This window comes from Hymenobacter nivis, from assembly GCF_006439025.1.
Taxonomy (GTDB): domain Bacteria; phylum Bacteroidota; class Bacteroidia; order Cytophagales; family Hymenobacteraceae; genus Hymenobacter; species Hymenobacter nivis_A.
Genome location: NZ_RCYZ01000008.1, coordinates 221999 through 247447 on the forward strand (window position 1 = coordinate 221999; position 25449 = coordinate 247447).

The 25449-nt window shown below is 65.4% G+C and carries 18 protein-coding genes; 10 read left to right on the forward strand and 8 right to left on the reverse strand.

Features of this window, described 5'->3' with window-relative positions; genetic code table 11:
• The first annotated feature begins 33 nt into the window (after positions 1–33).
• The 3 genes from EAH73_RS18450 to EAH73_RS18460 all read left to right on the forward strand — a co-directional run bounded on the left by EAH73_RS18450 (position 34) and on the right by EAH73_RS18460 (position 4663).
• Positions 34–1245 (forward strand): dipeptidase, encoded by a 1212-nt coding sequence (locus EAH73_RS18450; RefSeq protein ID WP_240047330.1) that lies wholly within the window; start codon positions 34–36, stop codon positions 1243–1245.
• A gap of 113 nt (positions 1246–1358) precedes the next feature.
• Positions 1359–3530 carry a S9 family peptidase gene (locus EAH73_RS18455; RefSeq protein WP_140468903.1) on the forward strand — a complete coding sequence of 724 codons (2172 nt, stop codon included), beginning with the start codon at positions 1359–1361 and terminating at the stop codon, positions 3528–3530.
• Between the two features lie 56 nt (positions 3531–3586).
• On the forward strand, positions 3587–4663 hold the full coding sequence (locus EAH73_RS18460; RefSeq protein ID WP_140468904.1) for a proline iminopeptidase-family hydrolase: 1077 nt from the start codon (positions 3587–3589) through the stop codon (positions 4661–4663).
• Between the two features lie 115 nt (positions 4664–4778).
• Here the strand turns inward: EAH73_RS18460 and EAH73_RS18465 are convergent, their stop codons facing one another.
• Positions 4779–5948, reverse strand: coding sequence for an energy transducer TonB (locus tag EAH73_RS18465; protein ID WP_140468905.1), 1170 nt, complete (start codon positions 5946–5948; stop codon positions 4779–4781).
• Positions 5932–6588 carry an RNA polymerase sigma factor gene (locus EAH73_RS18470; protein WP_161599601.1) on the reverse strand — a complete coding sequence of 219 codons (657 nt, stop codon included), beginning with the start codon at positions 6586–6588 and terminating at the stop codon, positions 5932–5934. The genes EAH73_RS18465 and EAH73_RS18470 overlap by 17 nt, the downstream gene beginning before the upstream one ends.
• Positions 6589–6700: 112 nt before the next feature.
• Between EAH73_RS18470 and EAH73_RS18475 the strand changes: the two genes are divergently transcribed.
• On the forward strand, positions 6701–8671 hold the full coding sequence (locus EAH73_RS18475) for a YfbK domain-containing protein (protein WP_240047331.1): 1971 nt from the start codon (positions 6701–6703) through the stop codon (positions 8669–8671).
• A gap of 292 nt (positions 8672–8963) precedes the next feature.
• Positions 8964–9980 carry a hypothetical protein gene (locus tag EAH73_RS18480; RefSeq protein WP_240047332.1) on the forward strand — a complete coding sequence of 339 codons (1017 nt, stop codon included), beginning with the start codon at positions 8964–8966 and terminating at the stop codon, positions 9978–9980.
• A gap of 130 nt (positions 9981–10110) precedes the next feature.
• On the opposite strand, the gene EAH73_RS18485 is transcribed toward EAH73_RS18480, so the two are convergent.
• From EAH73_RS18485 to EAH73_RS18500, 4 genes are all read right to left on the reverse strand, one after another.
• Complete coding sequence (locus tag EAH73_RS18485; RefSeq protein WP_140468907.1) at positions 10111–11685, reverse strand: DHA2 family efflux MFS transporter permease subunit; 1575 nt, start codon at positions 11683–11685, stop codon at positions 10111–10113.
• Between the two features lie 126 nt (positions 11686–11811).
• Complete coding sequence (locus EAH73_RS18490) at positions 11812–12912, reverse strand: HlyD family secretion protein (RefSeq protein ID WP_140468908.1); 1101 nt, start codon at positions 12910–12912, stop codon at positions 11812–11814.
• Between the two features lie 75 nt (positions 12913–12987).
• Positions 12988–13386: a universal stress protein gene (locus EAH73_RS18495; protein WP_140468909.1), complete on the reverse strand. Its 399-nt coding sequence runs from the start codon at positions 13384–13386 to the stop codon at positions 12988–12990.
• A gap of 100 nt (positions 13387–13486) precedes the next feature.
• A complete protein-coding gene (locus tag EAH73_RS18500) occupies positions 13487–14863 on the reverse strand; it encodes a TolC family protein (RefSeq protein ID WP_140468910.1) in 1377 nt (458 codons plus the stop codon).
• 218 nt (positions 14864–15081) lie between these two features.
• Here EAH73_RS18500 and EAH73_RS18505 point away from each other — a divergent pair, with 218 nt between their 5' ends.
• The gene (locus EAH73_RS18505) at positions 15082–17202 is read left to right on the forward strand and encodes a sigma 54-interacting transcriptional regulator (protein ID WP_140468911.1); all 2121 of its coding nucleotides are present in this window, start codon (positions 15082–15084) and stop codon (positions 17200–17202) included.
• Between the two features lie 5 nt (positions 17203–17207).
• On the opposite strand, the gene EAH73_RS18510 is transcribed toward EAH73_RS18505, so the two are convergent.
• On the reverse strand, positions 17208–18614 hold the full coding sequence (locus EAH73_RS18510; RefSeq protein ID WP_140468912.1) for a chloride channel protein: 1407 nt from the start codon (positions 18612–18614) through the stop codon (positions 17208–17210).
• A gap of 124 nt (positions 18615–18738) precedes the next feature.
• Here EAH73_RS18510 and EAH73_RS18515 point away from each other — a divergent pair, with 124 nt between their 5' ends.
• The 4 genes from EAH73_RS18515 (at position 18739) to EAH73_RS18530 (ending at position 24317) form a co-directional block, all read left to right on the forward strand.
• Entirely contained in the window at positions 18739–19932 is a 1194-nt protein-coding gene (locus tag EAH73_RS18515; protein WP_205013022.1) for a PQQ-dependent sugar dehydrogenase, read from the forward strand.
• Positions 19933–19991: 59 nt separating this feature from the next.
• Positions 19992–21389, forward strand: coding sequence for a DNA repair protein RadA (gene radA / locus EAH73_RS18520; protein ID WP_140468914.1), 1398 nt, complete (start codon positions 19992–19994; stop codon positions 21387–21389).
• Positions 21390–21611: 222 nt separating this feature from the next.
• Positions 21612–23177 carry a TlpA family protein disulfide reductase gene (locus EAH73_RS18525; protein WP_161599602.1) on the forward strand — a complete coding sequence of 522 codons (1566 nt, stop codon included), beginning with the start codon at positions 21612–21614 and terminating at the stop codon, positions 23175–23177.
• Between the two features lie 117 nt (positions 23178–23294).
• A complete protein-coding gene (locus tag EAH73_RS18530) occupies positions 23295–24317 on the forward strand; it encodes an SPASM domain-containing protein (RefSeq protein WP_140468916.1) in 1023 nt (340 codons plus the stop codon).
• Positions 24318–24419: 102 nt separating this feature from the next.
• Here EAH73_RS18530 and floA read toward each other — a convergent pair whose 3' ends face one another.
• Positions 24420–25421: a flotillin-like protein FloA gene (gene floA / locus EAH73_RS18535; RefSeq protein WP_140468917.1), complete on the reverse strand. Its 1002-nt coding sequence runs from the start codon at positions 25419–25421 to the stop codon at positions 24420–24422.
• Between the last annotated feature and the right edge of the window lie 28 nt (positions 25422–25449).

Sequence of the window (25449 nt, forward strand, 5' to 3'; positions counted from 1 at the left end):
TCCACCTTTCGCCTCGCCCTTTTGCCCTTGCTCTTGAATTTTTCCGCGCAGTCTGCCGGGGCCCAAACGGCCGAGGCGAAGCTGCAAGCCCGGGCCCGTGCCCTGCACGAGCGCGCCTTTGTGGTTGATTCGCACCAGGATACGCCGGGCAACCTCATCAAACCCGGCTTCGACCTGGCCCGCGACCACGGGCCGCCGGAAGAAGCCAAGGTGGACTTCCCCAAGCTGCGGCGCGGCGGGGTGGACGCCGCCTTTTGGGCCGTGTACGTGGGGCAGGGGCCCCGCACGCCGGCCGGCTACGCCGCCATCCGGCAGGAAGTGCAGGCCCAGTTCGACGCCATCCACGCGGCCATTCGGCAGCACCCGGCCGAGCTGGCGCTGGCCACCACGCCGGCCGAGGCGCGGCGCATCCGGCGCAGCGGCCAGCGGGCCATCTTCATCGGCATGGAAAACGGCTACCCCGTGGGCCAGGACCTGGCCCTGCTCCAAACCTACTACGGCCAGGGCGCGCGCTACCTCACGCTCTGCCACTCCTCCAACAACGACCTCTGCGACTCGTCCACCGACCCCAAGGGGCCCGAGTGGCAGGGCCTCAGCCCGTTGGGCGAGCAAGCGGTGCGGGAAATGAACCGCTTGGGCATGCTGGTAGACGTGTCGCACACCTCCGACTCGACGTTTTACGACGTGCTGCGGCTGTCCCGCGTGCCCGTCATCGCCTCGCACTCGGGCAGCCGGGTGCTGGCCGACATGGCCCGCAACCTCACCGACGACATGCTACGCGACCTGGCCCGCCACGGCGGCGTGGTGCAGCTCAACCTGTTCAGCCCCTACGTGAAAACGGAGGTGAAAACCCCCGCCCGACAGGCCGTTGAGCAGGCGTTTTGCACCAAGTGGGGCCTCAAAACTTTTCTCAACGTGTACGCCCTGCCCGCCGCCGACCGCACCCAGGCGCTGGCCGAGTACGTGGCCATTGAACGCCAGTACCCCGTGCCGCTGGCCACCGTGGCCGACGCGGCCAACCAAATTGACCACCTGGTGCAAGTGGCGGGCATCGACCACGTGGGCATTGGCTCCGACTTCGATGGCGGCACCGTGCTCGACGGCCTGGCCGACGTGGGCGACTTCCCCAACCTGACCTTGGAGCTGGTGCGCCGCGGCTACACGGCCCGGGCCCTGCGCAAAATCTGGAGTGGCAACCTGTTCCGGGTGATGGACGCCGCGGCCCGCGGCAAAGGCAACCCGTAGCGCAGACTTTGTAGTCCGCATCGCTGAACGGTCGCCGAATGATTATTGGCAGGACGAAGCGAGCAGCGCGGACTCGCAGCGTCCGCGCTACATTCAAATTGAATCTTCAAACCATGAAAAAAACTACCCTTATCCTCTTAGCCGGGTGCCTAGCGCAAGTGGCCCGCGCCCAGCAGGGCCCCGAGCCGATGAAGGTGACCGACTTGCTGAAAATTCAACAGGTGGGCAACGTGACGCTGGCGCGCGACGGCCGCCGGGCAGCCTTCACGGTGCTCAGCGTTGAGCCCGATGAGAAGAACAAGGCCGACTACAAGAACGTGACCCAGCTCTACCAGCTGGGCACCGCGGCGGGGGCCCAACCGCGGCAGCTCACCTTCGCCAAAGAAGGCGCCAGCCAGCCGGCCTGGAGCCCTGATGGCCGCCAGCTGGCCTTCGTGCGGACGGTGGACGACAAGCCGCAGGTATTCGTGATGCCCGCTGATGGTGGCGAAGCCCGCCAGCTCACGCGCTACAAATTCGGCGCTGGGGCCCCCAAGTGGTCGCCCGACGGCCGGCAAATCCTGTTTTCGGCGCCCGTGCCGCTGCGCGAACTGCTGAAGGATTCGGTGCTGAACGCGGCGAAGGCCGTGCCCGGCTGGTCGTTCGAAAAGCCCGGCTTTGCCAAGAACAGCCTGCTGGGTCCCGCCAAGCCCAACGCCGACGGCAACTTGGCCGAAATCCGCGCTTACCTCGACAAAGACGAGGTGGACAAAAAAGCCAAGGTGCTGGACAACTTGAACTTCCAGGACGAGAAGGACGTGTCGGCGGAGCAGAACTTCGCGCAGTTTTTCCTCATCAGCACCACCGACGCCGGGGCCCAACCCGTGGCCGTCACCCACGGCTTCTACCGATTTTCGCAGGCCGAGTTCACGCCCGACGGCCAGCACTTGGTGCTGCTGGCTGCCCTCGACTCGCTGCGCCACCCCGACCGCGCCCAGGAAAACGGCCTGTACCTGACCGACCGCGCCGGCCGCCACCCGCGCCTGCTGCTGGGCCGCGACAGCACCGCGTACTCCGACCCCAAGGTATCGCCCTCGGGCAAGTGGCTGGCGTTTCAGCAGGGCCCCACGGGGCGCGTGGCCGTGCCCACGCTGGCCCTGCTGCCGCTGAACGGCACGGCCAAGGATTTGATTACCATTCCCTTCGATCGCAGCAAGGGTAACCTGGCGTGGAGCAGCGACGAGAAATACGTCTACTTCACGGCCCAGGCCAACGGCGGGGCCCCGCTGTACCGGGCCAACGTGAAAACCCGAAAAATTGAAAAACTCTCGGCCGACGACACCGGCATCCTGAGCTTCGACGTGGCCCAGGGCCGGGTGGTGTACGCCCAAACCGGCGTGCGCAACCCCTCCGATTTGTTCGTGGCCGACGCCGGGCTGCGCCAGGTGCAGCGCGCCGGCACCTTCAACGACTGGGTGAAAAACCGGCAATTGTCCATGCCCGAAAAGCACAGCTTCGTGAACGACAAGGGCTTGACGGTGGAGTACTGGGTGATGAAGCCTACTGCTTACCAGGCCGGCCGTAAATACCCGCTGCTGCTCGACATCCACGGGGGGCCCGCGGCCATGTGGGGCACCGGCGAGGCCAGCATGTGGCACGAGTTCCAGTACTTCGCCGCCCAGGGCTACGGCGTGGTTTACGGCAACCCGCGCGGCTCCGGCGGCTACGGCCAGCAGTTCCTGCGCGCCAACATCAACGACTGGGGCACGGGCCCCAGCGCCGACGTGCTGGGCTACCTCGACAAAACCGTGGCCGAAGGCTGGGCCGACCCGCAGAAGCTGGTCGTGACCGGCGGCTCGTACGCAGGCTACCTCGTGGCGTGGATTGTCGGCCACGACCACCGCTTTCAGGCCGCATGCTCGCAGCGCGGCGTGTACGATTTGGCTACCTTCTTCGGCGAGGGCAACGCGTGGCGCCTGGTGCCCAACTACTTCGGCGGCTACCCCTGGGAGCCGGCGGTGCGCGCCGTGCTCACCCGCGAGTCGCCCATCACCTACGTTCAGGACATCACCACGCCCTACATCATCTTCCACGGCGAGAGCGACCGGCGCACGGGTTTCGTGCAGGGCGAGATGCTGTACCGCAGCCTCAAGGTGCTGGGCCGCCCGGTGGAGTACGTGCGCCACCCCGGCGGCACCCACGAGCTGACCCGCGCCGGCGACAACCGCCAGCGCATCGACCAGATGCTGCGCACCTACGAGTTCTTCGAGCGCTACCTCCACACCAAAGTGGCCGCCGCGCAGTAGCGCCGGGGCCCCACGGCCACCTGCTTTTCCGCTTTTCACCCCTTGCCATGCTTCCCATGAAGTTCCTTTCCACGCTGCGCCGGGCCGCCGGGGCCCTGGGCGCCGCGGCCCTGCTCGCCGCCTGCAACGCACCCGCCGCTACCACCGAAACCAGCGCCGCGGCCGGGGCCCCCAGCGCCTACTTTGCGTCCACCGAAACGGGCGTGAAAACGGGCGGCGTGCAGGTCATTCCCATCAAAACGCCCAAGGGCACGTTCAACGTGTGGACCAAGCGCTTTGGCAACAACCCGAAAATCAAGGTGTTGCTGCTGAACGGGGGCCCCGGCGCCACCCACGAGTACTTCGAGTGCATGGAAAGCTTCCTACCCAAGGAAGGCGTTGAGTTCATCTACTACGACCAGCTCGGCTGCGGCAACTCCGACAACCCGCGCGACACTTCGATGTGGAGCCTGCCGCGCTACGTGGAGGAAGTGGAGCAGGTGCGCCAGGCCCTGAAGCTCGACAGCAGCAACTTATACCTGCTGGGCCACTCTTGGGGCGGCATCCTGGCCGCCGAGTACGCCTTTAAGTACCAGAAAAACCTGAAAGGGCTCATCATCAGCAACATGATGATGAGCTGCCCGGCCTATGGCAAGTACGCCGACGAGGTGCTGGCCAAGCAGATGAAGCCCGAAGTGCTGGCCGAAATCCGCAAAATCGAGGCCGCCAAGGACTTCAGCAACCCGCGCTACATGGGCCTGCTGGAGCCCAATTTCTACGCCCAGCACCTGTGCCGCATCGTGCCCAACCCCGAGCCGGTGACGCGCGCCATGAGCAAAATCAACCAGTCGCTGTACGTTACCATGCAGGGCCCCAGCGAGTTCGGCATATCGGGCAAACTCACGCACTGGGACCGGGTACCCGACTTGCCCAAGCTGGCGGTGCCGTTCCTGTCCATCGGTGGGCAGTACGACACGATGGACCCCGAACACATGCGCATGATTGCCACCAAAGTGCAAAAAGGCGCCGCCCTCATCTGCCCCCAAGGCAGCCACATGAGCATGTACGACGACCAGGAAACGTACATGAAAGGCCTGCTCACCTTCCTCAAGTCGGTGGATAACAAGTCGTTCAAAGCCGGCATGGCCCTATAGCGCTATGTAGCGTGGACTTTGCGAGTTCGCGACGAGCGCAGCGAGTACAACGATTGAACGTGCTATTATCACACTCGCTGCGCTCGTCGCGGACTCGCAAAGTCCACACTACATCCTAAAACACCACGTCTAGCTCCACAGGCAGGGCGGCGCGGCGGCCGCCGGCTACGCCGGGCACCCAGTTGGGGCCCTCGCACACCAGGCGCAGGGCTTCGGCGTCGTAGTCGGCGCGCAGGCCGCGCACCACTTTCATGTTGCTGAATTTGCCGTCGTTGCCCACCGTGAAGCGGACCCGCACGTTGCCTTTCAGGGGCGCTTCGTCCGGCACAAACTCGGCGGCTTCGCGGCGCAGCTGGTCGCGCAGGGGCCCTATACCACCCACCGGCGCGGGCGCCAGTGCCGGCGCGGCGGGCATGGCGCTCTGTGCAGCGCTGTTGGCAGGCGCTACCAACGCCATGCGTTGCGCCACCGCGGTGCTTTCGGTGGGCATGGCGGGCACCACGGCCACACCCGCCACGCGGCCCATCAGGATCCTGGCGGCCGGCGCGGCTGGCCGGGCTTGGCTCATGGCTACTTCGCCAAGCCGCGCAGAATCGGCCGCGGCTTGGGGGGCGGTTGCCATCATTACCGCGGGCGCTGGGGCCCTAGCGGCGGCTACGCCATCGGTGGCTGAGTTGTTCATTACCACAACCTTGTCGCGTTCAGTGTTTGCCAACACCAATTTCTTGGCGGACCGGCGCCTGGGTTCGTAGGCTACCACGGCGTCGGGCCGCGGCTTGGCGGGGGCCGTGGCCACTGTAGGCGCCGAAGCGGCCGGGGCCGTGGCAGCAGGTGGTGGTGGGGCGGGGGGGCCATCCGGTAGTGCGGCCGAATATTCTGCGGCGGCAGATGGCGCGGCCACGGTGGCTACTTCGGCGGGCGCAGCGCGGTGCTGCCATTCCCACAGGCCGCCACCCGCTAGGCCGGCCACCACGACGGCGGCCGCGGCCAGGCGGGGCCAGTGCCAGGCGCCGGCGGCGGGGCGCGGGGCGGCTTCGGCGGCCACGCGGGCGTGCAGGCGGCGGCGCAGGGTGGCCAGGGCTTGGTCGGTGGTGGCGGCGTCGGTTTGGGCAAGGCCGGCGAGCACGTCGGCGCAGCGCGGGCAGTCGAGGGCGTGGGCTTCTACCTGGTGCTGCTGGGTGGGCGCGAGGGTGCCGGCCGCGTACTGGCGCAGGGTATCGGCGGCCGGGTGGGGGCCGAGGGGGGCCGCGAGGGCCGCGCGGAGCAGGTCAGCGGCGGGGGGCATGGGCGGGGGCGGCGGCCGGGGCCGGGTGGTCGGTGAGGAGGCGGCGCAGCGTGCGCTTGCCGTTTTGCAGGTTGCTTTTCACTTGGCCGAGGTCGAGGCTAAGGGCCTCGGCCACTTCTTGGTACGATTTATTTTCGAGAAAAAACAGCTCCAGGCAGCGGCGCTGGCCGTCGGGCAAGTGCGCGAGGGCCTGCTCCATTGCTTGTAGGGTGGTTTCGGTGGCGTCCGCGGCTTCGTCGGCGGCTGCGGCATCGGGGAGATGCCGGGCGGCGGCCAATTCCACATCGGCCGCGTCGGGAAAGCTCACGACCAGGGGCCCCGCGCTGGGGCCGGCGCGCTGGCGGGCGCGCAGCTGCATCAGGCAGTGGTTGCGGGCGGTGGCGTGCAGCCAGGCGGGGAAGTTGTCGGGCGCGTGCTTTTGCAGGGCCCCCACCAAGTACTCGAATAGCTGCATGCTGGCGTCCTGGGCGTCCTCGTCGGGCGGGGCTAGGTAGCGGCGGCAGGTGGCAAACACCATCGGCAGGTGCCGGTCGAACAACTCGCCGAGGTCGGCCACGTTGCCACGCAGGCGGTAGCGGGCCAGCAACTCCTGGTCGGAGAGGGGCGCGGCGGCGGCGGGCGGGGAGCGGCGGAAAAACATCGGCAGCGACAAGGTAGCCCAGGGGCCCCTAATTTTTTTGAGTAGCGCGTGTGCAATCCAGCCCGGCGCGGCATCTCCCCAGCAGCTTCCACCGCCTAACCCCTTCACCGCCATGAAAAACTTGCTGTTGCTGCTGCTGCTGGCCGCCGGGGCCCCCGCCCGGGCCCAAACCGCGCCCGCCCCCCTGCCCGCCCCCGTCATCCGCCCCCGCGGCATCGTGCTGATGGACACCACCACCGCCCGGGCCATTGCCATCAGCGGCACTGTGCGCGACGACCGAGGCCAGCCGCTGCCCGGCGCCACGGTGCTCATTAAGGGCACCCAGCGCGGCGCCAGTACCGATGCCCAGGGCCACTACCTGCTGCTGGTGCCCCGCGCCGCGCGGGCTACGTTGGTGTTCAGCTCCGTGGGCTACGCCACCCAGCAGCGCCGCGTGGGCAAGGACGTAGTGATCAACGTGGTAATAAAGCCGGATGCCCAAGCGCTCCAAGAAGTGGTGGTGGACTACGGGGCCCCCAGCCGCGGGTACGTGGCCGGCAGCGCAGCTCCAGCCCTGCAAGGCCGAGCCAGTGGCCTCATGATAACCCACGCCCCCGCGCCCTTGCCCTATTATCGCCCCGCCCGGCCCGAAGCCGGCGCCGGCGATACCTACGCCCACGTGGCCGAAAACGCGTTCCAAGCCGTTCAGAAAGAGCCGCTCAGCACCTTCGCCCTCGACGTGGACAATGCCAGCTACGCCAACGTGCGCCGCTTCCTCACCGAAGGCCAGCTGCCCCCGGCCGACGCCGTGCGAGTGGAAGAAATGCTGAACTACTTCCACTACGACTACCCCGCGCCGCCCCCCGCCAGCCCCGACCCCGTGCGCATCAGCACCGAGCTGGCCGTGTGCCCCTGGAACCCCGCGCACCAGCTGGCGCGCATCGGCATCCGGGCCCGCAGCGTGGAAACCAGCGCCTTACCACCCGCCAACCTGGTGTTTTTGGTGGACGTGTCGGGCTCGATGCAGGGCCCCGACCGCCTCGGCTTGGTGCAGGCCGGCCTGCGCCTGCTCGTGCGCCAGCTGCGGCCCCAAGACCGCGTGGCCTTGGTGGCCTACGCTGGGGCCGCCGGCCTGGTGCTGCCGCCCACGCCCGGCAACCAGCCCGAGGCCATCCTCGGGGCCATCGACCGACTGGAGGCGGGCGGCTCCACGGCCGGCGGCGCGGGCCTGCGCCTGGCCTACGCCACGGCCCGCCAGTACTTTCAGAAGGATGGTAACAACCGCGTGATTTTGGCCACCGACGGCGACTTCAACGTGGGCGAAAGCTCGGACGCGGCGATGGAGCAACTGATTGTGAACGAGCGCGAAAGTGGCGTGTTTCTCACCGTGCTGGGCTGCGGCCGCGGCAACCTGCGCGACGCCCGCATGGAAACCCTGGCCGACAAGGGCAATGGCAACTACGCCTACCTCGACAACCTCGCCGAGGCCCAGCGCGTGCTGGTGGCGCAGTTCGGCGGCACGCTCTTCACGGTGGCCAAGGATGTGAAGTTGCAGGTCGAATTCAACCCCGCCCGCGTGGCCCACTACCGCCTCGTGGGCTACGAAAACCGCCTGCTGGCCGCCGAAGACTTCAACAACGACCGCAAGGACGCCGGCGAGTTGGGCGCGGGCCACACCGTCACGGCCCTCTACGAGCTGGTGCCCACGGGGGCCCCGCAGCCCTTAGTGGACAAGCTCAAGTACCAGCCCGCCCCGGCGCCGCCCGTTACCATGCAGCAGTTCATTACCAACGACGTACTCACCGTGAAGCTGCGCTACAAGCAGCCCCAAGGCGCTAACAGCCAGCTGCTGGTGCAGGTGCTGAACGGCACCGCCGCTCCCGTGGCGCAGGCTTCGGCCGATTTCCGCTTCGCCGCCGCCGTGGCTCAGTTTGGGCTGCTGCTGCGCCAGAGCCCGCAGGCCGGCGCCGCCACTTGGGCCGCCACTGCCGCGCTGGCCGCCGGCGCCCGGGGCCCCGACGCCGATGGCTACCGCGCCGAGCTGGTGCGCCTCGTGGGCCTGGCCCAGGGCCTGGGCGGGGCCGGGGCCCTGGGCGTGCGCTAGGGCGGCCCCGGCCCCGGGGCCCCACCAAAAGGCCCCGCTGCGCTGGCAGCGGGGCCTTGGAGATAAGGCACCCGAATAAAACACGCGAATGGCCGGGCGGCTGGATTCCCGGCGGGTAATGATCGGTACTTATTTCAAAACCGTGCCAGGATGGAGAAAAGGGCCCTGGGGCCCCAGGAGGCGGTTTGGGCCCCCGGCGGTGGGGCCCCGCCGCCGGGGCGGGGCCCGCTGCACTACGCAAAACGCCCCTACCTTTGGCTGAACCCTTCCTGTACTAACTAATTTCCGTTCAGTGTTTTCATCGAAAGTTTTCGGCCCGCTGGCCGCCTGCGCTCTGCTGGCCGCCGCAGCCCTGCCCGCTTGCCAAAACCGCCCCATCGAGGGCGAGAAATCAGCAGTGGAAGCCAACAACGCCACCCCGCCGCCGGTCGTCGATAGCCTCAAAATCAAGCGCTTGACCATGCAGCGCGACTCGCTGAAGGCCGACAGCATTGCCCGCAAAACCGGGCAGCTGCCGGGGGCCATCCTGCCGGGCCACCGCATCGTGGCGTTTTACGGCAACATCCGCTCGAAGGGCATGGGCATTTTGGGCCGCGAGCCCAAGGAGCAGATGATGCGCAAATTCGATAAAGTGCTGGCCGAGTGGCAGGCCGCTGACCCCAGCCTGCCCGTGATGCCGGCGCTGCACAGCGTCACCATCACGGCCCAGGGTGCGGCCGGCTCCGACGGCAAGTACCGCCTGATGAACTCGAAAAGCACCATCGAGGAAACGCGCGCCTGGGCCAAGGAGAAAAACGCCCTCCTGTTCATGGACGTGCAGGTGGGCCTGAGCGACCTGCCCCACGAGCTGCCCAAACTGACGGAATACCTCAAGGACCCGATGGTGCACCTCGGCATCGACCCCGAGTTTGCCATGGCCACGAAGAATGCGCGGCCGGGCAAAAAAATCGGCACCTACGACGCCAAGGACGTGAACTACGCCATCAACTTCCTGGCCCGCATCGTGAGCGAAAACCACCTGCCGCCCAAAATCCTGATGGTGCACCGCTTCACGCAGGGCATGCTCACCAACTACAAAAACATCAAGCTCGACCCGCGCGTGCAGGTGGTGATGGACATGGACGGCTGGGGCAACCCCACCCTCAAGAAGGATTCGTACAAGGCCTACGTGGAGAAGCAGCCCGTGCAGTACGCCGGCTTCAAGCTCTTCTACGAGTACGACATCAAGCCCAAGGGCTCGCACCTGATGACGCCCAAGGAAGTGCTAACCGAGCTGAACCCGGTGCCGCTCTACATCCAGTACCAATAGGGCCCCCGGGGCCCTGCCGCACACACAAAGGGCTTCCCGCTAATTGCGGGAAGCCCTTTTCATATCTTAAGTGAATCGTCACCTAATTAAGCCACGTATAAACGGTGTTACAATTGGCGTGCCACAATTATTAATGGCCGGCGTTTAGGTCCATTTTTTCGCCGGCTTTGGCTCGTTTAATCAGCAGGATAAGCGGCAGGCAAGCAATGAAGAAGAAGCCCAACGTGGTGAATATCTGCGAGTAAGTGATGATGGACACCTGCTTCATCAGCACGCCTTCGAGGGCGGCGTAGGCCTGCTGGCGGGCCTGCTCGGCGGGGAAGCCGCGGTTGATGAAGTTCTGGGTGAAGGCCTGGATGCGCTGCACCGTTTCGGGGTTGTAGAGCGAGATGTTGGGCAGCAGGCCCACGCGGGTGCCGGCGATGCTGCGCTCGAGGTAGGTGCCCACGATGGCCACCCCAAACGAGCCGCCGAGCTGGCGAATCATGCCGGTGAGGCCCGCGGCCTGGCCCGCATCTTTGCCGGCCAGGCCGGCCAGGCTCATGGTGGTGATGGGCAGGAAGATGAGGCCCAGGCCCACGCCGCGCACAATCAGGGGCCAGAAGAAGTCGCTGGTGCCGGCGGTGGGCGAAATCTTGGCGCTCATCCAGAACGTGAAGCCGAAGAAGATGGTGAAGCCCATGGCCAGCAGTATCTTCTGGGGCACGCCGTTTTGCAGCGCCTTGCCGATGACCGGCATCATGAAGCCCGAAGCCAGGGCCCCCGGCAGCAGCAGCAAGCCGGTTTGGGCGGCCGAAAAGCCCAGGATGCGCTGCGTGAAAATGGGCAGCACGAACACCGAGGCAAACAGCCCGAACCCGAGCACGAACGAGAGGAAGGCCCCCACCGCCAGGTTGCGGCTTTTGGTGAGCACCCGCAAATCCACGATGGGCCGGGTGGCCGTGAGCTCGCGCCAGATGAAGCCGATGATGCCCACGGCGGACAGCACGGCGAACAGCACGATGACGCGGCTGTCGAACCAGTCTTCGGTTTCGCCCTGCTCCAGCACGTATTGCAGCGAGCCCACGCCCAAAATCAGCAGCCCGATGCCGGCCCAGTCAATTTTGCTCAGGGGCGTCGGAACGGCGTTGCGGATGCGCTCGGGGTCGCGGATGAATAGGAAGGTGAAGATGCTGGCCAGGATGCCCACCGGCACGTTCACGAAGAAAATCCAAGGCCAGCCGAGGCTGCTGTCCACGATGTAGCCGCCGAGGGTGGGCCCCACGGTGGGCCCGATGATGACGCCCATGCCAAACAGGGCCTGGCCCAGGGCCAGCTGCTTGGGCGGAAACGTATCGACCAAAATGGACTGCGAGGTGGCCATGAGGGCCCCGCCGCCCACGCCCTGGATGAAGCGGAAAGCCACCAGCTCCCAGATGTTGGTGCTCTGCCCGCAGGCCACCGAGGCCAGGGTGAAGATGATGACCGAGGTGAGGAAGTAGTTGCGCCGCCCGAACTGCTCGGCCAGAAAGCCGGTCATCGGAATCACAATTACGTTGGCAATGGCGTAGGAGGCCACTACCCAGCTCACTTCCTGCTGCGTGGCCGAGAGGTTGCCCATCATCTGGGTCAGGGCCACGTTCACGATGCTGGTGTCAATCAGCTCCAGCAACACGCAGAGGACCACCGTCACGACGATGATCCACTTGGTAAATCCGGTTTCCATTCTGTGCTAGGGTAGGAGGATAAGCGGGTAAACGGGAGTTGTCAGCTGTGGACGAGTAGCTTTTGTAAGCCTAATTCTCTCAGCCACGACTAACAACTCACTCATTCACACCTTCCTCGTTCACAATTATTTAACCGCCACGATGGCGTTTACGCTCATGCCGGCGCGCAGCGGGTGCTTGGGGTCTTCCTTGTCGAGCACGATTTTAACGGGCACGCGCTGGGTCACCTTCACGAAGTTGCCGCTGGCGTTGTCGGGGGGCAGCAGGGCGAAGCGGGCCCCCGTGGCGGCCGACAGCGACTCGATGTGGCCCTCAAACTCTTCGTTGGGGTAGGCATCCACTTCAATTTTAGCTTTCTGGCCCACCTGCATGTCTTCGAGCTGGGTTTCCTTGAAGTTGGCGATAACCCAGGTTTTGCCGCTCGATACCAAGCCGATGAGCTGCTGGCCGGGGCCCACCACCTGGCCGGGCTGCACGTTTTTCTTGCTCACGATGCCGTTGGCGGGCGCCACGAGCGTGGTGTAGCTCAGCTGCAGCTTGGCGTTGTCGAGGTCCGACTGGCGCTGCTTCACCACGGCCTGGGCCACGGCAATCTGCTGCTGGGCCGCCGCCACCTGCTGGCGGGCCACCGATACCTGGTCCTGGGCAGTGCTTTGCTGGGCGGCGGTCATTTTCAGGTTGGCCGCTACGGCGTCGTAGTCGCTCTGCGGGATGATGTCGTCTTTGCGAAGCTTCACGCTACGCGCCAAATCCTGCTGCAAGCGCGCCCGGCTGGCGGCGCTCACGCCGATGGTGGTTTGGGCGGTGCGCACGTTGGCCTGGGCCGTGCCCACCCCGGCGCGGGCGGCTACTACCTGGGCCTGGGCCGCCACGAGGGCCGCCTCCATGGCGTTCACGCGCTGCTGGTAGTCCGACTTATCGATGGTAACGAGCGTGTCGCCCTTCTTCACCACTTGGTTGTCATTGACATATACTTTGATGACCGGGCCCCCAACGCGGGGAATAACGGGGTACACGTCGCCTTCCACGGCGGCGTCGTCGGTGCTTTCGTGGGCCTGCGAAAACTGGTAGCGCGTCCAGCCAAAATAGGCACCGGCCAGCAGTACCACGGCCAGGATGACCATCACGAGGGGGTTGCGGCGCTTGGGGGCTTCGAGGGGCTCGGCGACGGCCTCGGGGGCCGCGTCGGGCGCAAAAGTGTCTTGGGGAGCGGTGGAGGTAGCCATTGGGAGATAAACGTTAAACGGTGCGGAAAAGCCTGGTTGAGAAAAGGTTGGGTGGGGCCCCTGGGGGCCCCGGGGCTACGCGGCGGGGGCCCGCACCAGCAGCGTGGGGCAGGGCGCGGTGCGCAGCACCACTTCGGCGGTGTTGCCCATCAAAAAGCGGGTGAGGCCGGTCTGGCCATGCGCCCCGATAACAATTAAGTCGGCGTGGCGGCGGCCGGCTTCGGCCACAATTTCGGGGGCCGCCTCGCCCTGCACCGTGCCTGTGCTCACGTGGGGGGCCCCGGCTTGCTCGGCGGCTAGGCGCAGGCCGGCCAGGCGGTCAGCCCCGGCGGGGGCAGCTGCGTCCTGCGGCTCGCGCACGTGCAGCAGGCGCAGCTCGGCCCCGGTGGCGGCGGCCAGGGCCGCGGCGTAGGCCACCAGCCCCGGCGTCGCGGCCGAAAAGTCAAGCGGGCAGAGGATGGAGGTGAGGATCATTTCTAGATTAAAAATTACGAATTAAAAAGCATGAATCAGGGGCCTGTTGCTGCGTGCGTGGTGCACTAGCAACACTCTCAATTCAGCGTTTTTAATTCCCCTATTGCCAGATTTGCTCGCCGGTGGCGCGGCGCAGCTGGTACTGGCCGAGGGTGTAGTTATACATGGCTTGGGCCCGGGCCAGGCGCGACTGCGCCAGCTGGGTTTCGGCGTCGAGCACGTCGAGGTTTTGGCCCACGCCGTAGCGGTAGCGGCCTTGGGCGCGGGTGAGGGCGTCGGTGGCCTGGGCCACTTGCTGCAGCGCGTTGTCGTAGCGGGCCTTGCTGAATTCCATGTTATTAGCGGCCTGGCGCACGTCGGCGCGGATTTGCTCCTGCGTATCCTGGGTGCGGGCCACGGCGCTGCGGTAGTTGGCGGTGGCCTCCACGCGCTGCTTTTTGTTCTTACCGCCGTCGTAAATGGGCACCGACAGCTGGGCCACCGCCACCGTGTTGAAGCGGATGTCGGTGATGGCCACGTTGGGCAGGATGTAGCCGTTTTTGCCGCCCACTTGGGCCCCCACGCCCAGGCTGGGCATGTTGCTGCGCTCGATGAGCTTGGCTTGCAATTCGGCGGTGGCTTCGGCGTCTTTCGAAAGCTTCACCTCGGGGCGGTTTTGGGCGGCCTTGGCCAGCTCGGCTTCCAGGTCCACGGACTGCGGCTGGTAGTCCAGGCGGCCCTTCACGGGGATATCGGCTTGCTGCGGCTTATGCAGCAGGCGGGCCAGCTGCACCTGTTGGTTACGCAACTGGTTCTGCAAATCGAGCTTGGTGTTTTGGGCCTGCGTGATGCGCACGTCGGTCGTCGTCACGTCAAACTTGGTGCTCACGCCGGCTTCCACCCGCTTCTGCATCTCGTTGCGGTGGGCCACCAGCGAGGCAATCTGCTCGTCCTGCACCAGAATGCTTTCGCGGGCAAACAGGATGTTGTAGTACACCTGCGCGGCGTTGAAGGCCAGGTCGCGCCGGGCCACCACGATGTTGTCTTGGGCGGTTTGCACCTGCGAGCGCGACAAATTGGTCGTCGCCCCGCGCTTGCCAAAGTCCAGCAGCTCGTATTGGGCCGTCAAGTGCGCGTCGAAGTTGTTGTTGGGCACGAACGAGAGTACGTCGTTGCCGAAAGCCACCTTCGACACCGGATCGAGGCGGGTGTAAGTGGCGGTGCCCGTGATCTGGGGCAGGAAGCCGGCCTGCGACTGGGCGAGGCGGCTGCTGGCGGCGTTGGCCAGCTCGGTTAGGTTCGTGATGCCGGGGTTGGCGTCCAGCACGGCCTGCACGGTGCCGCCCAGCGTCAGCGAGTCGCTGGCCAGGCCAATGGCTTGGGCCGAGGCGGGCACACCGGGCTGGTTTTGCGCCAGCACCGGGCTGGCTAACAGCAAAGCGGCCCCCAGCAGCAGCGGCGACCCGGCTAGCCCGGCAGATTTAGATCGTGGAAACATAGAGCAAAAGCGGTAAAGTGTTGCCGCCGCTTTAGCCAAGCCTATGCCACGTCAAAAATGAGTTGCTGCCACCGCCTCAGAGCGTAACAAAAAGTGCCTTGGGGCCCCAGAATCACCGTTTATTAATTAAAATCAGCCTAGCTTAAAACATCAGTCCCCCACAAACGTGTTCCTGTTATATCAGGAATTGCCCACATAACGGTCCTGCTATATCAGGAATGACCACTCCCGACGAAACCCTGTTGCTGCACCTCAACGAAACCATCGCTACCACCCGCGACAAGGAAACGTTGTTCAAAACGGTGACCACCAAGCTGCGGCTCATCTTCCCGTTCGACATCATCGGCATCAGCGTGTTCGACGAGGCCGTGCAAAACAAGCGGCTGTTTTGGCGCGACTACTCCTACGCCCAAGAGCAGGATCCTGCCCTGCCCGTGCCACCCGCTCACTTCACGCCCATCGCAGGCTCGCCTTTCGAAGATGCCCTAGCCAAGGCGCGGGTGCAACTCATCGAGCTGGCCAACCACCTGGACGAGTACCCTGATTTTGAACCGTTTCAACGCATGTACCGACAGGGCATTCGCTACCTCACGCTGGTGCCGCTGCGGTTGGGGGGGCGCCTCACGGGGGCCCTCACGCTGGCCGCCCGCCGCAAGCCGGCCCTGACGGCAGCCGACGAAAGCCTGCTGGAAAAAATTGGTTCGCTGATTGCCGTGGCCGTGGCCAACACGCTGGCCTATGAGGACGTGGCCCGCCGCGAGCGGGAGCGCAGCCTGCAGCTCAACATCAGCAACGCGCTGCTCAGCATCAAGCAGCGCGAGCCGCTGTTCCGGGCCGTGGCCGAGGAGCTGGGCCGGGTGGTGCCGTTCCGGTACTTCGGCATCCGGGTGCAGCGGGCGGGGCAGCCCGACGCCTCCGAGGCCTTCGCCGAGTTTCGGCGCGCCGGCCCCAACGCGCCGCTCGAAACCCTGACCCCCGACCGCCACCAAGACCTCGACGGGAACCACCCGGGGGCCCTGCGCGCCCAACTCGACCAGCTAATGCAGGGCGGCGGGCTGTACGCCGGCGACGAGTTTAGGGCCCTGGCCGTGCGCCACCCGTCCGTGCGCCAGATCTACGACGAGTACGGCATCCGGGCGCTGCTCGTCGTGCCGCTGTGGCAGCGGCCCGACGGCGCCGCCTTGCTCAACCTGGCCAGCACCGACCCCCACGCCTTTGGCCCCGACGACCTGGCCACGGTGCAGGGCCTAGCGCCCCAAATTGCCCTGGCGCTCGACAACCTCTTTGCCTTCGAGCAAATTGAGGCCCTCAAAGCCCAGGTGGAGCAGGAGCGCACCTACCTGATTGACGAAATCAACACCACGGCCACCTTTGACGAGCTAATTGGGCCCAGCGAGGCGCTGCACGCGGTGCAGGTGCGCATTGCCCAGGTGGCTCCCACCGACGCCACCGTGCTGGTGAGCGGCGAAACCGGCACCGGCAAGGAGCTGGTGGCCCGGGCCCTGCACAACGCCTCGCCGCGCCGCAGCCGGGCCCTCATCAAGCTCAACTGCGCCGCCCTGCCGGCCCAGCTCATTGAAAGTGAGCTGTTTGGTCACGAGAAAGGCGCCTTCACCGGGGCGGCCGAGCGGCGCATTGGCAAGTTTGAGCTGGCCGACGGCGGCACCATTTTCCTGGACGAGATTGGCGAATTGCCGCTCGACTTGCAGGCCAAGCTGCTGCGCGTGCTGCAGGAAAAGGAGTTTGAGCGCCTGGGCGGCAGCCGCGTGCTGACGACCGACGCCCGCGTGGTGGCCGCCACCAACCGCGTGCTGGCCGACGAGGTGGCCGCCGGCCGCTTCCGCGCCGACCTGTACTACCGCCTCAATGTGTTTCCCATCACGCTGCCGCCGCTGCGCACCCGGCCCGAAGACGTGGGGCCCCTGCTCCGCCACTCGGTGCAGCGCCTGAGCCAGCGCCTGGCCAAGCCCCTGCGCCCCATCCGCCCCGCCGACCTGGCCGCCCTGCAAGCCTACGCCTGGCCCGGCAACGTGCGCGAGCTGGAGCACTTGGTCGAGCGCGCCCTCATCGTTAGCCAGGGGCCCTATCTGGAATTTGCGGGCCTGCCCGTCCCCGCGGCTGGGGCCCCCGCCAGCGCGCCTGCCACCGAAGCGCCGGCCGACGGCCCCCTGAAAACCTTGCGCGAGCAGGAGCGCGACCACATCATGGCCGCGTTGGGCCGCACCAGCGGGCGCGTAAGTGGGCCCCAAGGCGCGGCGATTATGCTCGACATCAACCCCAAAACCCTGGAGGCCCGCATGAAAAAGCTGGGCATCCGGCGCACCGTGGCGGCGGAGTAGGGGCCCTAGGCCGGTGGCTCGTTGGGCGGGGCGGCGGCGGTACGGGCGGCGCGGTCCACGTCGCCGGTTTCGCGGATGAAGCCGGCCTTGAGGTGTTCGTAGAGCGAGTGCGGATCGACGAGGGCGGCCACGCCCTGGGCCAGCAAGCCGCTGAGCAGCAGCTGGAAAATGGCCGAGTGCCGGTCCGTCATTTCGAGCACCAGAATGGCGGCCGTGAACGGCGAGCGCACCACCCCGGTGAGGAAGCTCACCATGCTCACCAAAATCAGCAGGTTGCGGTCGGCCACGGCCACGTCGAAAATTTGGCAGATGCCGTCGCCCAAGATGGCCCCCGCGCTGAGCGAGGTGGCAAACACGCCGCCCGCCCCGCCGCTGCTGTAGCTGAGGGCCATGCCCGCGAAGCGCACCGGAAACAGGTACCACGGCGTCACGCCGTCGTTTTGGAACAGCAGCCGGTTAATGATGGGCTTGCCCGTGCCCACGCCCTCGCGGCCCACCAGGTAGGCCAGGCCCCCCAGCAGCAGGCCGCAGCCCAGCACCCAGGCCGCCTGCATGGCCAGCGTGGTGAAGCGCTGCCGGTAGCGCCCCAAAAACAGCAGCGCCTTGGCAAACGCCGCCCCCGCCAGCCCGCAGACCAGCGCCACCACCACTACCAGCACCTGCACGCGCACCGTGGCCGGCACCACCCGCGGGAAGCCCAGGTACAAATAGGGCCCCAGAAACGTTTGGGCCGTGAGGCCGGCAATGATAACGGCCGTGAACACCGCCATCCGGAACCGGGCCATGTGCATCTGCGTCAGCTCCTCCACCACAAACACGATGCCCCCCAGCGGCGTGTTAAAAGCCGCGGCCAGGCCCGCCGCGCCGCCCGTCACCAAGGCAATCTGGCGCGAGAGCTGCGGCCAGCCCGCGGGCTGCAACTTGTTGATGGCCCGGAAGATGGCCGCCGATACCTGAATCGTGGGGCCCTCACGGCCAATTACGCCGCCGCCCAGCAGCAGCACCACGCTGCTGAGCACTTTCACAATGGCCACGCGCAAACTCAGCAGGTAGGCCGTGCGGTGGTGCTGGCTGGCGTTGGAGAGCTCGATGCCGGCCATGACCTGCGGAATGCCGCTGCCCCGCGCCGCCGGGGCCCCCTGCCGCACCAGCAGCCACGATACGCCAAAGGCCAACGGCGTGAGCACAAACGCCAGCCACGGCGCCCGCTCCAACCAGGCAAAGCTCATCTGCTCGGCCCAGCCAAATACTTTTTCGTAGCCCACAGCCACCACGCCGGTCAGGATGGAAGCCACCCAAAAAGGGAAGCTTTGGAGGATGAGCCGCCGCACCCGGTCGGTGTAGAACGGGCGGATGATGTGCTGGTCGAGCCAGGCCAGCGCACGGGTGTAGCGGGAAGTGGAATCGGGCATACGAAGAAAAGTAGAGGGGCGCGGGCAAAGGTCGGGGCCCCGCGCTGGGCCAGCGCAGGATAAGTAACCCGCGGCTGGCATTTAGAGTTGAATGGGTAGCATTATTCTTGATTTTCGTCCCGTTATGTCCCTACTTCGCCCCGCTTTCGCCGCCGCGCTGCTCACTTCATTCGCCGCCGCGGCTCAAAACGTGCCGCCCGCCGCCACGCCTTTCCACATGACGGGCAACATTTACCTGCCCAACAAGCTGCCTGCCACCGACGCCCGCGTGGGGGCCCTGAAAGCGCCCGCCGGCTTCACCGTCACCAAGTACGCCGAGGGCCTCGACATGCCCCGGATGCTGGCCCAGGCCCCCAACGGCGACCTCTACGTGACCAACCGCGTGAAGGGCACCGTGACGCTGGTGCGCGACGCCAACCACGACGGCAAGGCCGAGGTGATGCGCCAAGTGGCCCAGAAGCCGCACCTGCACGGCCTGGCCCTGAAGGACAACAAGATGTACTTCACCGCCATCCGCGAAATTTACGTGGCCGACGTGCGGCCCGACGGCAGCCTAAGCGAGCTGAAGGAGCTGTACCACGACCTGCCCGACGCCGGCCAGCACGCCAACCGCGTGCTGCACTTCGGGCCCGACGGCAACCTCTACCTCTCAGTAGGCAGCACTTGCAACGCTTGCGACGAGGACAACCCCGAAAACGCCACCATCATGCGCATCAACACCAACGGCTCGGGCCGCGAGGTGGTGGCCCACGGCCTACGCAACACCATCGGCTTCGACTGGCACCCCGTCACGAAGGAGCTGTTCGGCATGGACCACGGCATCGACTGGCTCGGCGACGAGGACCAGCAGGAGGAGCTGAACCAGATAAAGCCCGGCGCCAACTACGGCTGGCCGTCCATTATCGCCGACGGCAAGCACTACCCCGCCAACAAGCCCAAGAGCGGCGAGAGCTTCGAGGCATTTGACGCCAAAACTGTGCGCCCCCTGCTGCTCTACAAGGCGCACTCAGCGCCGCTGGGCCTGGTGTTCAACCGGGGCCCCCAGTTCCCGAAGGAGTACAAGAACGACGCCTTCGTGACCATGCACGGCTCCTGGAACCGCGCCCAGCCCTCGGGCTACAAGATTGTACGCGTGCACTTTAATGCCCAGGGCCAGCCCGAGAAGTTCGAGGATTTTGTGACCGGTTTCCTGGTTGAAGGCGATAAGTCGGAGTTCGGCCGGCCCTGCGGGCTGGTGCAGGCCAACGACGGCTCGCTGCTGGTGAGCGACGACGACAACGGCGTGATTTACCGCGTGGCCTACGCCGGCAAGAAGTAGGGCCCCGGGCAACTTTTCCGGCCCTTTTCGCCTTATCCTTGCTGAAATAATTAGCAAGAATGGCCAAAGCAAGAACCGTATTTTTCTGCCAGAGCTGCGGCGCGCAGTCGGCCAAATGGATTGGCCGCTGCCCCGCCTGCGGCGAGTGGAATACCTACGTCGAAGAAGTCGTCCAGAAAGAAACCGTGGCCACCACCACGGGCCAGTGGAAGCCCGCCAGCACCGTGCCCGGCGGCAGCCTCACCAAAACTGCCAAGTCGGTGCCCCTCGGCGACATCATTGCCGAAGACGAGCCCCGCATCCTCACCCCTGACGGCGAGCTGAACCGCGTGCTCGGCGGGGGCCTGGTACCGGGCTCCATCGTGCTCATCGGCGGCGAGCCGGGTATCGGCAAGAGCACGCTTATGCTCCAGATTGCGCTGGGCCTACGGCAGTTGCGGGTGCTGTACGTGAGCGGCGAGGAAAGCGAAGCGCAGATAAAAATGCGCGCCGAGCGCCTGGCCGACGGCCAGCACCCGGGCTGCTATATCCTCACCGAAACCAACACCCAGAACATCTTCCGGCAGATCGATCAGGTGAAGCCCAACTTGGTCGTCATCGACTCCATCCAAACCATGCACTCCACGCTGGTGGAGAGCGGCGCGGGCAGCGTGAGCCAAGTGCGCGAGTGCACCGCCGAACTGCTGAAGTACGCCAAGGAAACCAGCGTGCCCGTGCTGCTCATCGGCCACATTACCAAGGACGGTAGCATTGCGGGGCCCAAAATCTTGGAGCACATGGTGGACACCGTGCTCCAGTTTGAGGGCGACCGGCACCTGAGCTACCGCATCCTGCGCACCACTAAAAACCGCTTCGGAAGTACTTCGGAACTAGGTATTTACGAGATGCAGGGCGACGGCCTGCGCCAGGTCAGCAACCCGTCAGAAATCCTGCTTTCGCAGCGCGGCGAAAGCCTGAGCGGCATGGCCATTGGGGCCACGCTGGAAGGCAACCGCCCACTGTTGGTGGAGGTGCAAGCCTTGGTGACGCCCGCCACCTACGGCACGCCGCAGCGCAGCAGCACCGGCTTCGACGCCAAGCGCCTGCAAATGCTGCTGGCCGTGCTCGAAAAGCGTAGCGGCCTGCGCCTGGGCCAGCACGACGTGTTCTTGAACATCGCCGGCGGCCTGCGCCTCGACGACCCGGCCCTCGACGTGGCCGTGTGCGCGGCCGTGGTGTCGTCGCTGCACGACGTGCCTATTGCCGGCGACATTTGCCTGGCCGCCGAGGTGGGCCTGAGCGGCGAAATCCGCGCCGTGAGCCGCCTTGACCAGCGCCTGGCCGAGGCCGAAAAGCTGGGCTTCCGCGAGATGTACGTCTCGCAGTTCAACGGCAAGAACCTGGGGGCCCAGCGCCCGGGCCTGCGGGTGCGCCCGGTGGGCCGGCTCGACGAAGTATTGGACGGTTTGTTCGGTTAGCCGGGGCCCCGGGCGGCCAGGGCATTCCGATTGGATTATAACGAAAAGGTGACCGGGCAAGTATAGAACCAAGAAAAATCGAGCGAGTACGGCAAATTGTATTTTATATGACAGGGCCCCGTATCTTCGATTTGTGAATTGGGTTTTCCCGGGAAATGCATACTTGGCCGTATGGGTTTGTTTCCAGCGAAAGCCCCATTAGAATTGCTCGTTATCTTGGCTATGTTCAATATTTTTACTTCCACGTTCTACCGGTTGCTGGCGCTGCCGCTGCTGCTGAGCCCACTGCTGGGGCAGGCCCAGCAAGCCGCCCCGGACGCCACTGCTTCGGGCCCCGGCACCGCCGTGCTGACGGGCCGCGTGAGCAGCCCCGACGACGACTCGGTGGCCGTGTCGCTGCGCGATAATCCGCTTGATCCTAAGCCCCGCATCGTGCGGGCGGCCCTCAGCGGCAAGGGCGAGTTCCGGCTCTCCATCCCGGTGGCTGGCGCCACCAAGGCCGACCTGGTGTACGGCGACGACGTGGCCGCCCTGTTTCTCGACGCGGGCACCGACCTGGACGTGCGCTTCAAGGGCGACGACATGGCCGGCTCGCTCAAGTTTAAGGCCAACATGCCCGCCGGCGCGGCCAAGGTGCGCGGCGGCGGCGGCACCGACGAGCAGCGCCACCGCCTGCAAGCCGCCAACGCCAACGCCTACCTGGCCGAAGTAGACCAGCAATTTGTGGAAAACGACGGCTTCCAGGTCCTGCCCGACAACGTGCAGCTCTACGAGGCCCCGTTCCTGTCGTTTCTGGAGTACCGCCGCAAGCACGAAAACGAGTTCCTCGAAGAGCGCGCCGATAAGCAGGCCTTCACCGCCGAATTTTATAAATATGCCAAGGCGGAAATTAATTACGCCTACGCCAACGACCGCCTCACCTTCCAGGATCTGCGCGAGCAAGTGGTAAGCACCGAGGGCCGCCTGAAGATGACGCCGACCTACTACGACTTTCTGAAAGACCCGGCCCTCATCAACAACGCCGACGCGGCCCAGAGTGAGCTCTACCACGAGTTTTTGGTGAACTACCTGCACTACGCAACCGCCGCCGCTGGCCACCAGCGCACCGATCCCGACTTCTACACTTCCGCGTTTGCGCTGGCCGGCAAGGAGCTCACGGGGCCCATCCGGGCCATCATCCAGGGGCGGGTGCTGGAGGAGTCGTTCCGCTTTGGCCACGTGAAGCGCTCGGCAACCATGCTGGCCGAGTACCACGCCGCCGACCCCCAGAGCCCGTTCTACCCGTTTCTGCTCGCCGATTTCAATCGGCACAAGGACTTCGCTATTGGGGCCCCCGCCCCCGATTTTCGGCTGCCTACCGTGGCCGGCGACTCGGTGAGCCTGCACAAATACGCGGGCAAGCTGGTGTACCTCAACTTCTGGAAATCGACCAATGGCCTGTGCCTGCGCGACTTGGTGTACGCCCAGGACTTGATTCACCGCTTCGAGAACAAGAACATCGTGTTTATCAACATTGCGCTCGATGAGAACGAAATGGCTTGGCGGCAGTTGGTGAAGTCCAAAAACCTGCCCGGCGTACAGGCACGCATCCCCGGCGGCGGCTTTCGCTCGCCCATTGCCAAAGCCTACGCCGTGCAGGAAGTGCCGGCCTACTTCCTCATTGGCGAAGACGGTACCTTCCTCAACACCAAGCCCAAGCGCCTGAGCAGCCGCGCTGCCATCGACGAAATCAACCAGGCGTTTGGCAAGGCCAGCACCTACACCAGCGCCCTCGAGCCGGCCAAATAGGGCCCCGGGCCCTGCCGCCGCACTGCCTAACTTTGCTTAGACGACGGAAGCCCCGCGCTTCCGTCGTTTTTTTTATCAGTAGGGCCCCGGGGGCCCTGTCGTTCACTTGTCCGGCCCATGCACCCACTCCTCGCCGACAGCCTCAACGTGCTGTCCAAAACCACTCCGCTGCGCCTCTGGAACGCGGCCCAGGTGGTGGGGTCTTACTTGCTGAGCAAGGCCACCGGCCGGGCCCGCCACCGCGGCCTGCCCCTGGCCCTCAGCTTCGAGCCCACCACCAGCTGCAACCTGCGCTGCCCCGAGTGCCCCAGTGGCCTGCGCTCCTTCACGCGGCCCACGGGCATGCTGGCCGATGACCTCTTCAAGAAGACCATTGACGAGGTGGCCAGCCGCCTATGGTACCTCATCTTCTATTTCCAGGGCGAGCCCTACCTGCACCCGCACTTCCTTGAGCTGGTGCAGTACGCGGCCCGCAAGGGCATCTACACCGCCACCAGCACCAACGCCCACTACCTCACCGACCAAAACGCCCGCCGCACCGTGGAAAGCGGCCTCGACCGGCTCATCATCTCGCTCGACGGCACCACCCAGGAGGTGTACCAGCAGTACCGCGTGGGCGGCAAACTGGAGAAGGTGCTCGAAGGCACTCGCAACATCGTGCGCTGGCGCAAAGAGTTGAAATCCAGCACGCCGCGCGTCATTTTCCAGTTCCTGGTGGTGGGCCCCAACGAGCACCAGATTGCCGACGCCCGGGCCCTGGCCGACGCCATGGGCGTGGACGATGTGTGGTTCAAAACCGCGCAGATTTACGACTACCAGCACGGCTCGCCCCTCATCCCCACCATCGACTATTACTCCCGCTACCAGAACAACCACAACGGTACCTGGAGCCTGAAAAACCGCCTCCTCAACCATTGCTGGAAGATGTGGCACTCCTGCGTCATCACCTGGGACGGCCTTGTGGTGCCCTGCTGCTTCGACAAAGACGCCGAGTACCGCCTCGGCGACCTCAAAAACCAGTCCTTCACCAGCCTCTGGCAGGGCAAAAAGTACCAGGGCTTCCGCCAAGCCCTGCTCAAAGGCCGCGACCAAGTAGAAATGTGCCGCAATTGCACCGAGGGCACCAAGGTGTGGGGCTAAAGGAGTTACAAATTAAAAGTGAGGAGCTAAAAAGCATTTGCCTCGATGGCTTGCTTTCTAATTCCTCACTTTTAACTTGTAACTCCCGCCTGAGGTGGGGCCCTACGATTGCCGGCCTTCCTCGCGGCCGGGCTTCACGCTGCCGCTGCCACCAGTGGGGTTGGCAATGGAGTCGCGCATCTCGGTGTCGGCCTGTACGTTGCGCATCTTGTAGTAGTCCATGATGCCGAGGTTGCCGCTGCGGAAGGCTTCGGCGATGGCGCGCGGAATCTCGGCTTCGGCCTCCACCACTTTAGCCTTGGCTTCCTGGGTTTTGGCGCGGTATTCCTGCTCCATGGCCACGGCCATGGCGCGGCGCTCCTCGGCGCGGGCCTCGGCCACGCGCAGGTCGGCGCTGGCCTGGTCGGTCTGGAGTTTGGCCCCGATGTTCTCGCCGATGTCGATGTCGGCAATGTCGATGCTGAGGATTTCGAAGGCCGTGCCGGCGTCCAGGCCCTTGTGCAGCACCAGCTTAGATATTTTATCGGGATTTTCCAGCACTTCCTTGTGCGACACCGAGGAGCCGATGCTGGTCACGATGCCCTCGCCCACACGGGCCAGAATGGTTTCCTCGCCGGCCCCGCCCACCAGTTGCGAGATGTTGGCCCGCACCGTGACGCGGGCAATGACGATGAGCTGGATGCCGTCCTGGGCCACGGCGGCCACGTTGGGCGTATTGATTACCTTGGGATTAACGCTCGTCGTGACGGCCTCGAACACGTTGCGGCCCGCCAAGTCGATGGCCGTGGCTTGCTTAAAATCGAGCGGAATATTGGCCTTATCGGCCGAAATCAGGGCCTTGATGACGCTGGGCACGTTGCCGCCGGCCAAGTAGTGGGTTTCCAGCTCGTCGGCCGTCAGCCGCAGCCCGGCTTTGGTGGAGGTAATCAGGGAGTTAACAATCAGCGAGGGTGGCACCTTGCGCACCCGCATGAAGGCCAGCTGGAGCAGGCTCACCCGCACGCCCGAAAACAGGGCGGTGATCCAGAGGCTGACCGGGAAAAAGTACAGCAGCATCAGCAGCGCCACGGCCGCGACGATGAGGGGCAGGAAAGGGTAATTCATGGCCGTAAGGTAGAACGGAATCCGGGGC

Excerpts from the sequence above, each read along its gene's own strand:
- EAH73_RS18455 (WP_140468903.1), top strand. The coding sequence starts at position 1,359 with ATGAAAAAAACTACCCTTATCCTCTTAGCCGGGTGCCTAGCGCAAGTG.
- EAH73_RS18460 (WP_140468904.1), top strand. The coding sequence starts at position 3,587 with ATGAAGTTCCTTTCCACGCTGCGCCGGGCCGCCGGGGCCCTGGGCGCC.
- EAH73_RS18465 (WP_140468905.1), bottom strand. The coding sequence starts at position 5,948 with ATGCCCCCCGCCGCTGACCTGCTCCGCGCGGCCCTCGCGGCCCCCCTC.
- EAH73_RS18470 (WP_161599601.1), bottom strand. The coding sequence starts at position 6,588 with ATGTTTTTCCGCCGCTCCCCGCCCGCCGCCGCCGCGCCCCTCTCCGAC.
- EAH73_RS18475 (WP_240047331.1), top strand. The coding sequence starts at position 6,701 with ATGAAAAACTTGCTGTTGCTGCTGCTGCTGGCCGCCGGGGCCCCCGCC.
- EAH73_RS18485 (WP_140468907.1), bottom strand. The coding sequence starts at position 11,685 with ATGGAAACCGGATTTACCAAGTGGATCATCGTCGTGACGGTGGTCCTC.
- EAH73_RS18490 (WP_140468908.1), bottom strand. The coding sequence starts at position 12,912 with ATGGCTACCTCCACCGCTCCCCAAGACACTTTTGCGCCCGACGCGGCC.
- EAH73_RS18495 (WP_140468909.1), bottom strand. The coding sequence starts at position 13,386 with ATGATCCTCACCTCCATCCTCTGCCCGCTTGACTTTTCGGCCGCGACG.
- EAH73_RS18500 (WP_140468910.1), bottom strand. The coding sequence starts at position 14,863 with ATGTTTCCACGATCTAAATCTGCCGGGCTAGCCGGGTCGCCGCTGCTG.
- EAH73_RS18505 (WP_140468911.1), top strand. The coding sequence starts at position 15,082 with ATGACCACTCCCGACGAAACCCTGTTGCTGCACCTCAACGAAACCATC.
- EAH73_RS18510 (WP_140468912.1), bottom strand. The coding sequence starts at position 18,614 with ATGCCCGATTCCACTTCCCGCTACACCCGTGCGCTGGCCTGGCTCGAC.
- EAH73_RS18515 (WP_205013022.1), top strand. The coding sequence starts at position 18,739 with ATGTCCCTACTTCGCCCCGCTTTCGCCGCCGCGCTGCTCACTTCATTC.
- radA (WP_140468914.1), top strand. The coding sequence starts at position 19,992 with ATGGCCAAAGCAAGAACCGTATTTTTCTGCCAGAGCTGCGGCGCGCAG.
- EAH73_RS18525 (WP_161599602.1), top strand. The coding sequence starts at position 21,612 with ATGTTCAATATTTTTACTTCCACGTTCTACCGGTTGCTGGCGCTGCCG.
- EAH73_RS18530 (WP_140468916.1), top strand. The coding sequence starts at position 23,295 with ATGCACCCACTCCTCGCCGACAGCCTCAACGTGCTGTCCAAAACCACT.
- floA (WP_140468917.1), bottom strand. The coding sequence starts at position 25,421 with ATGAATTACCCTTTCCTGCCCCTCATCGTCGCGGCCGTGGCGCTGCTG.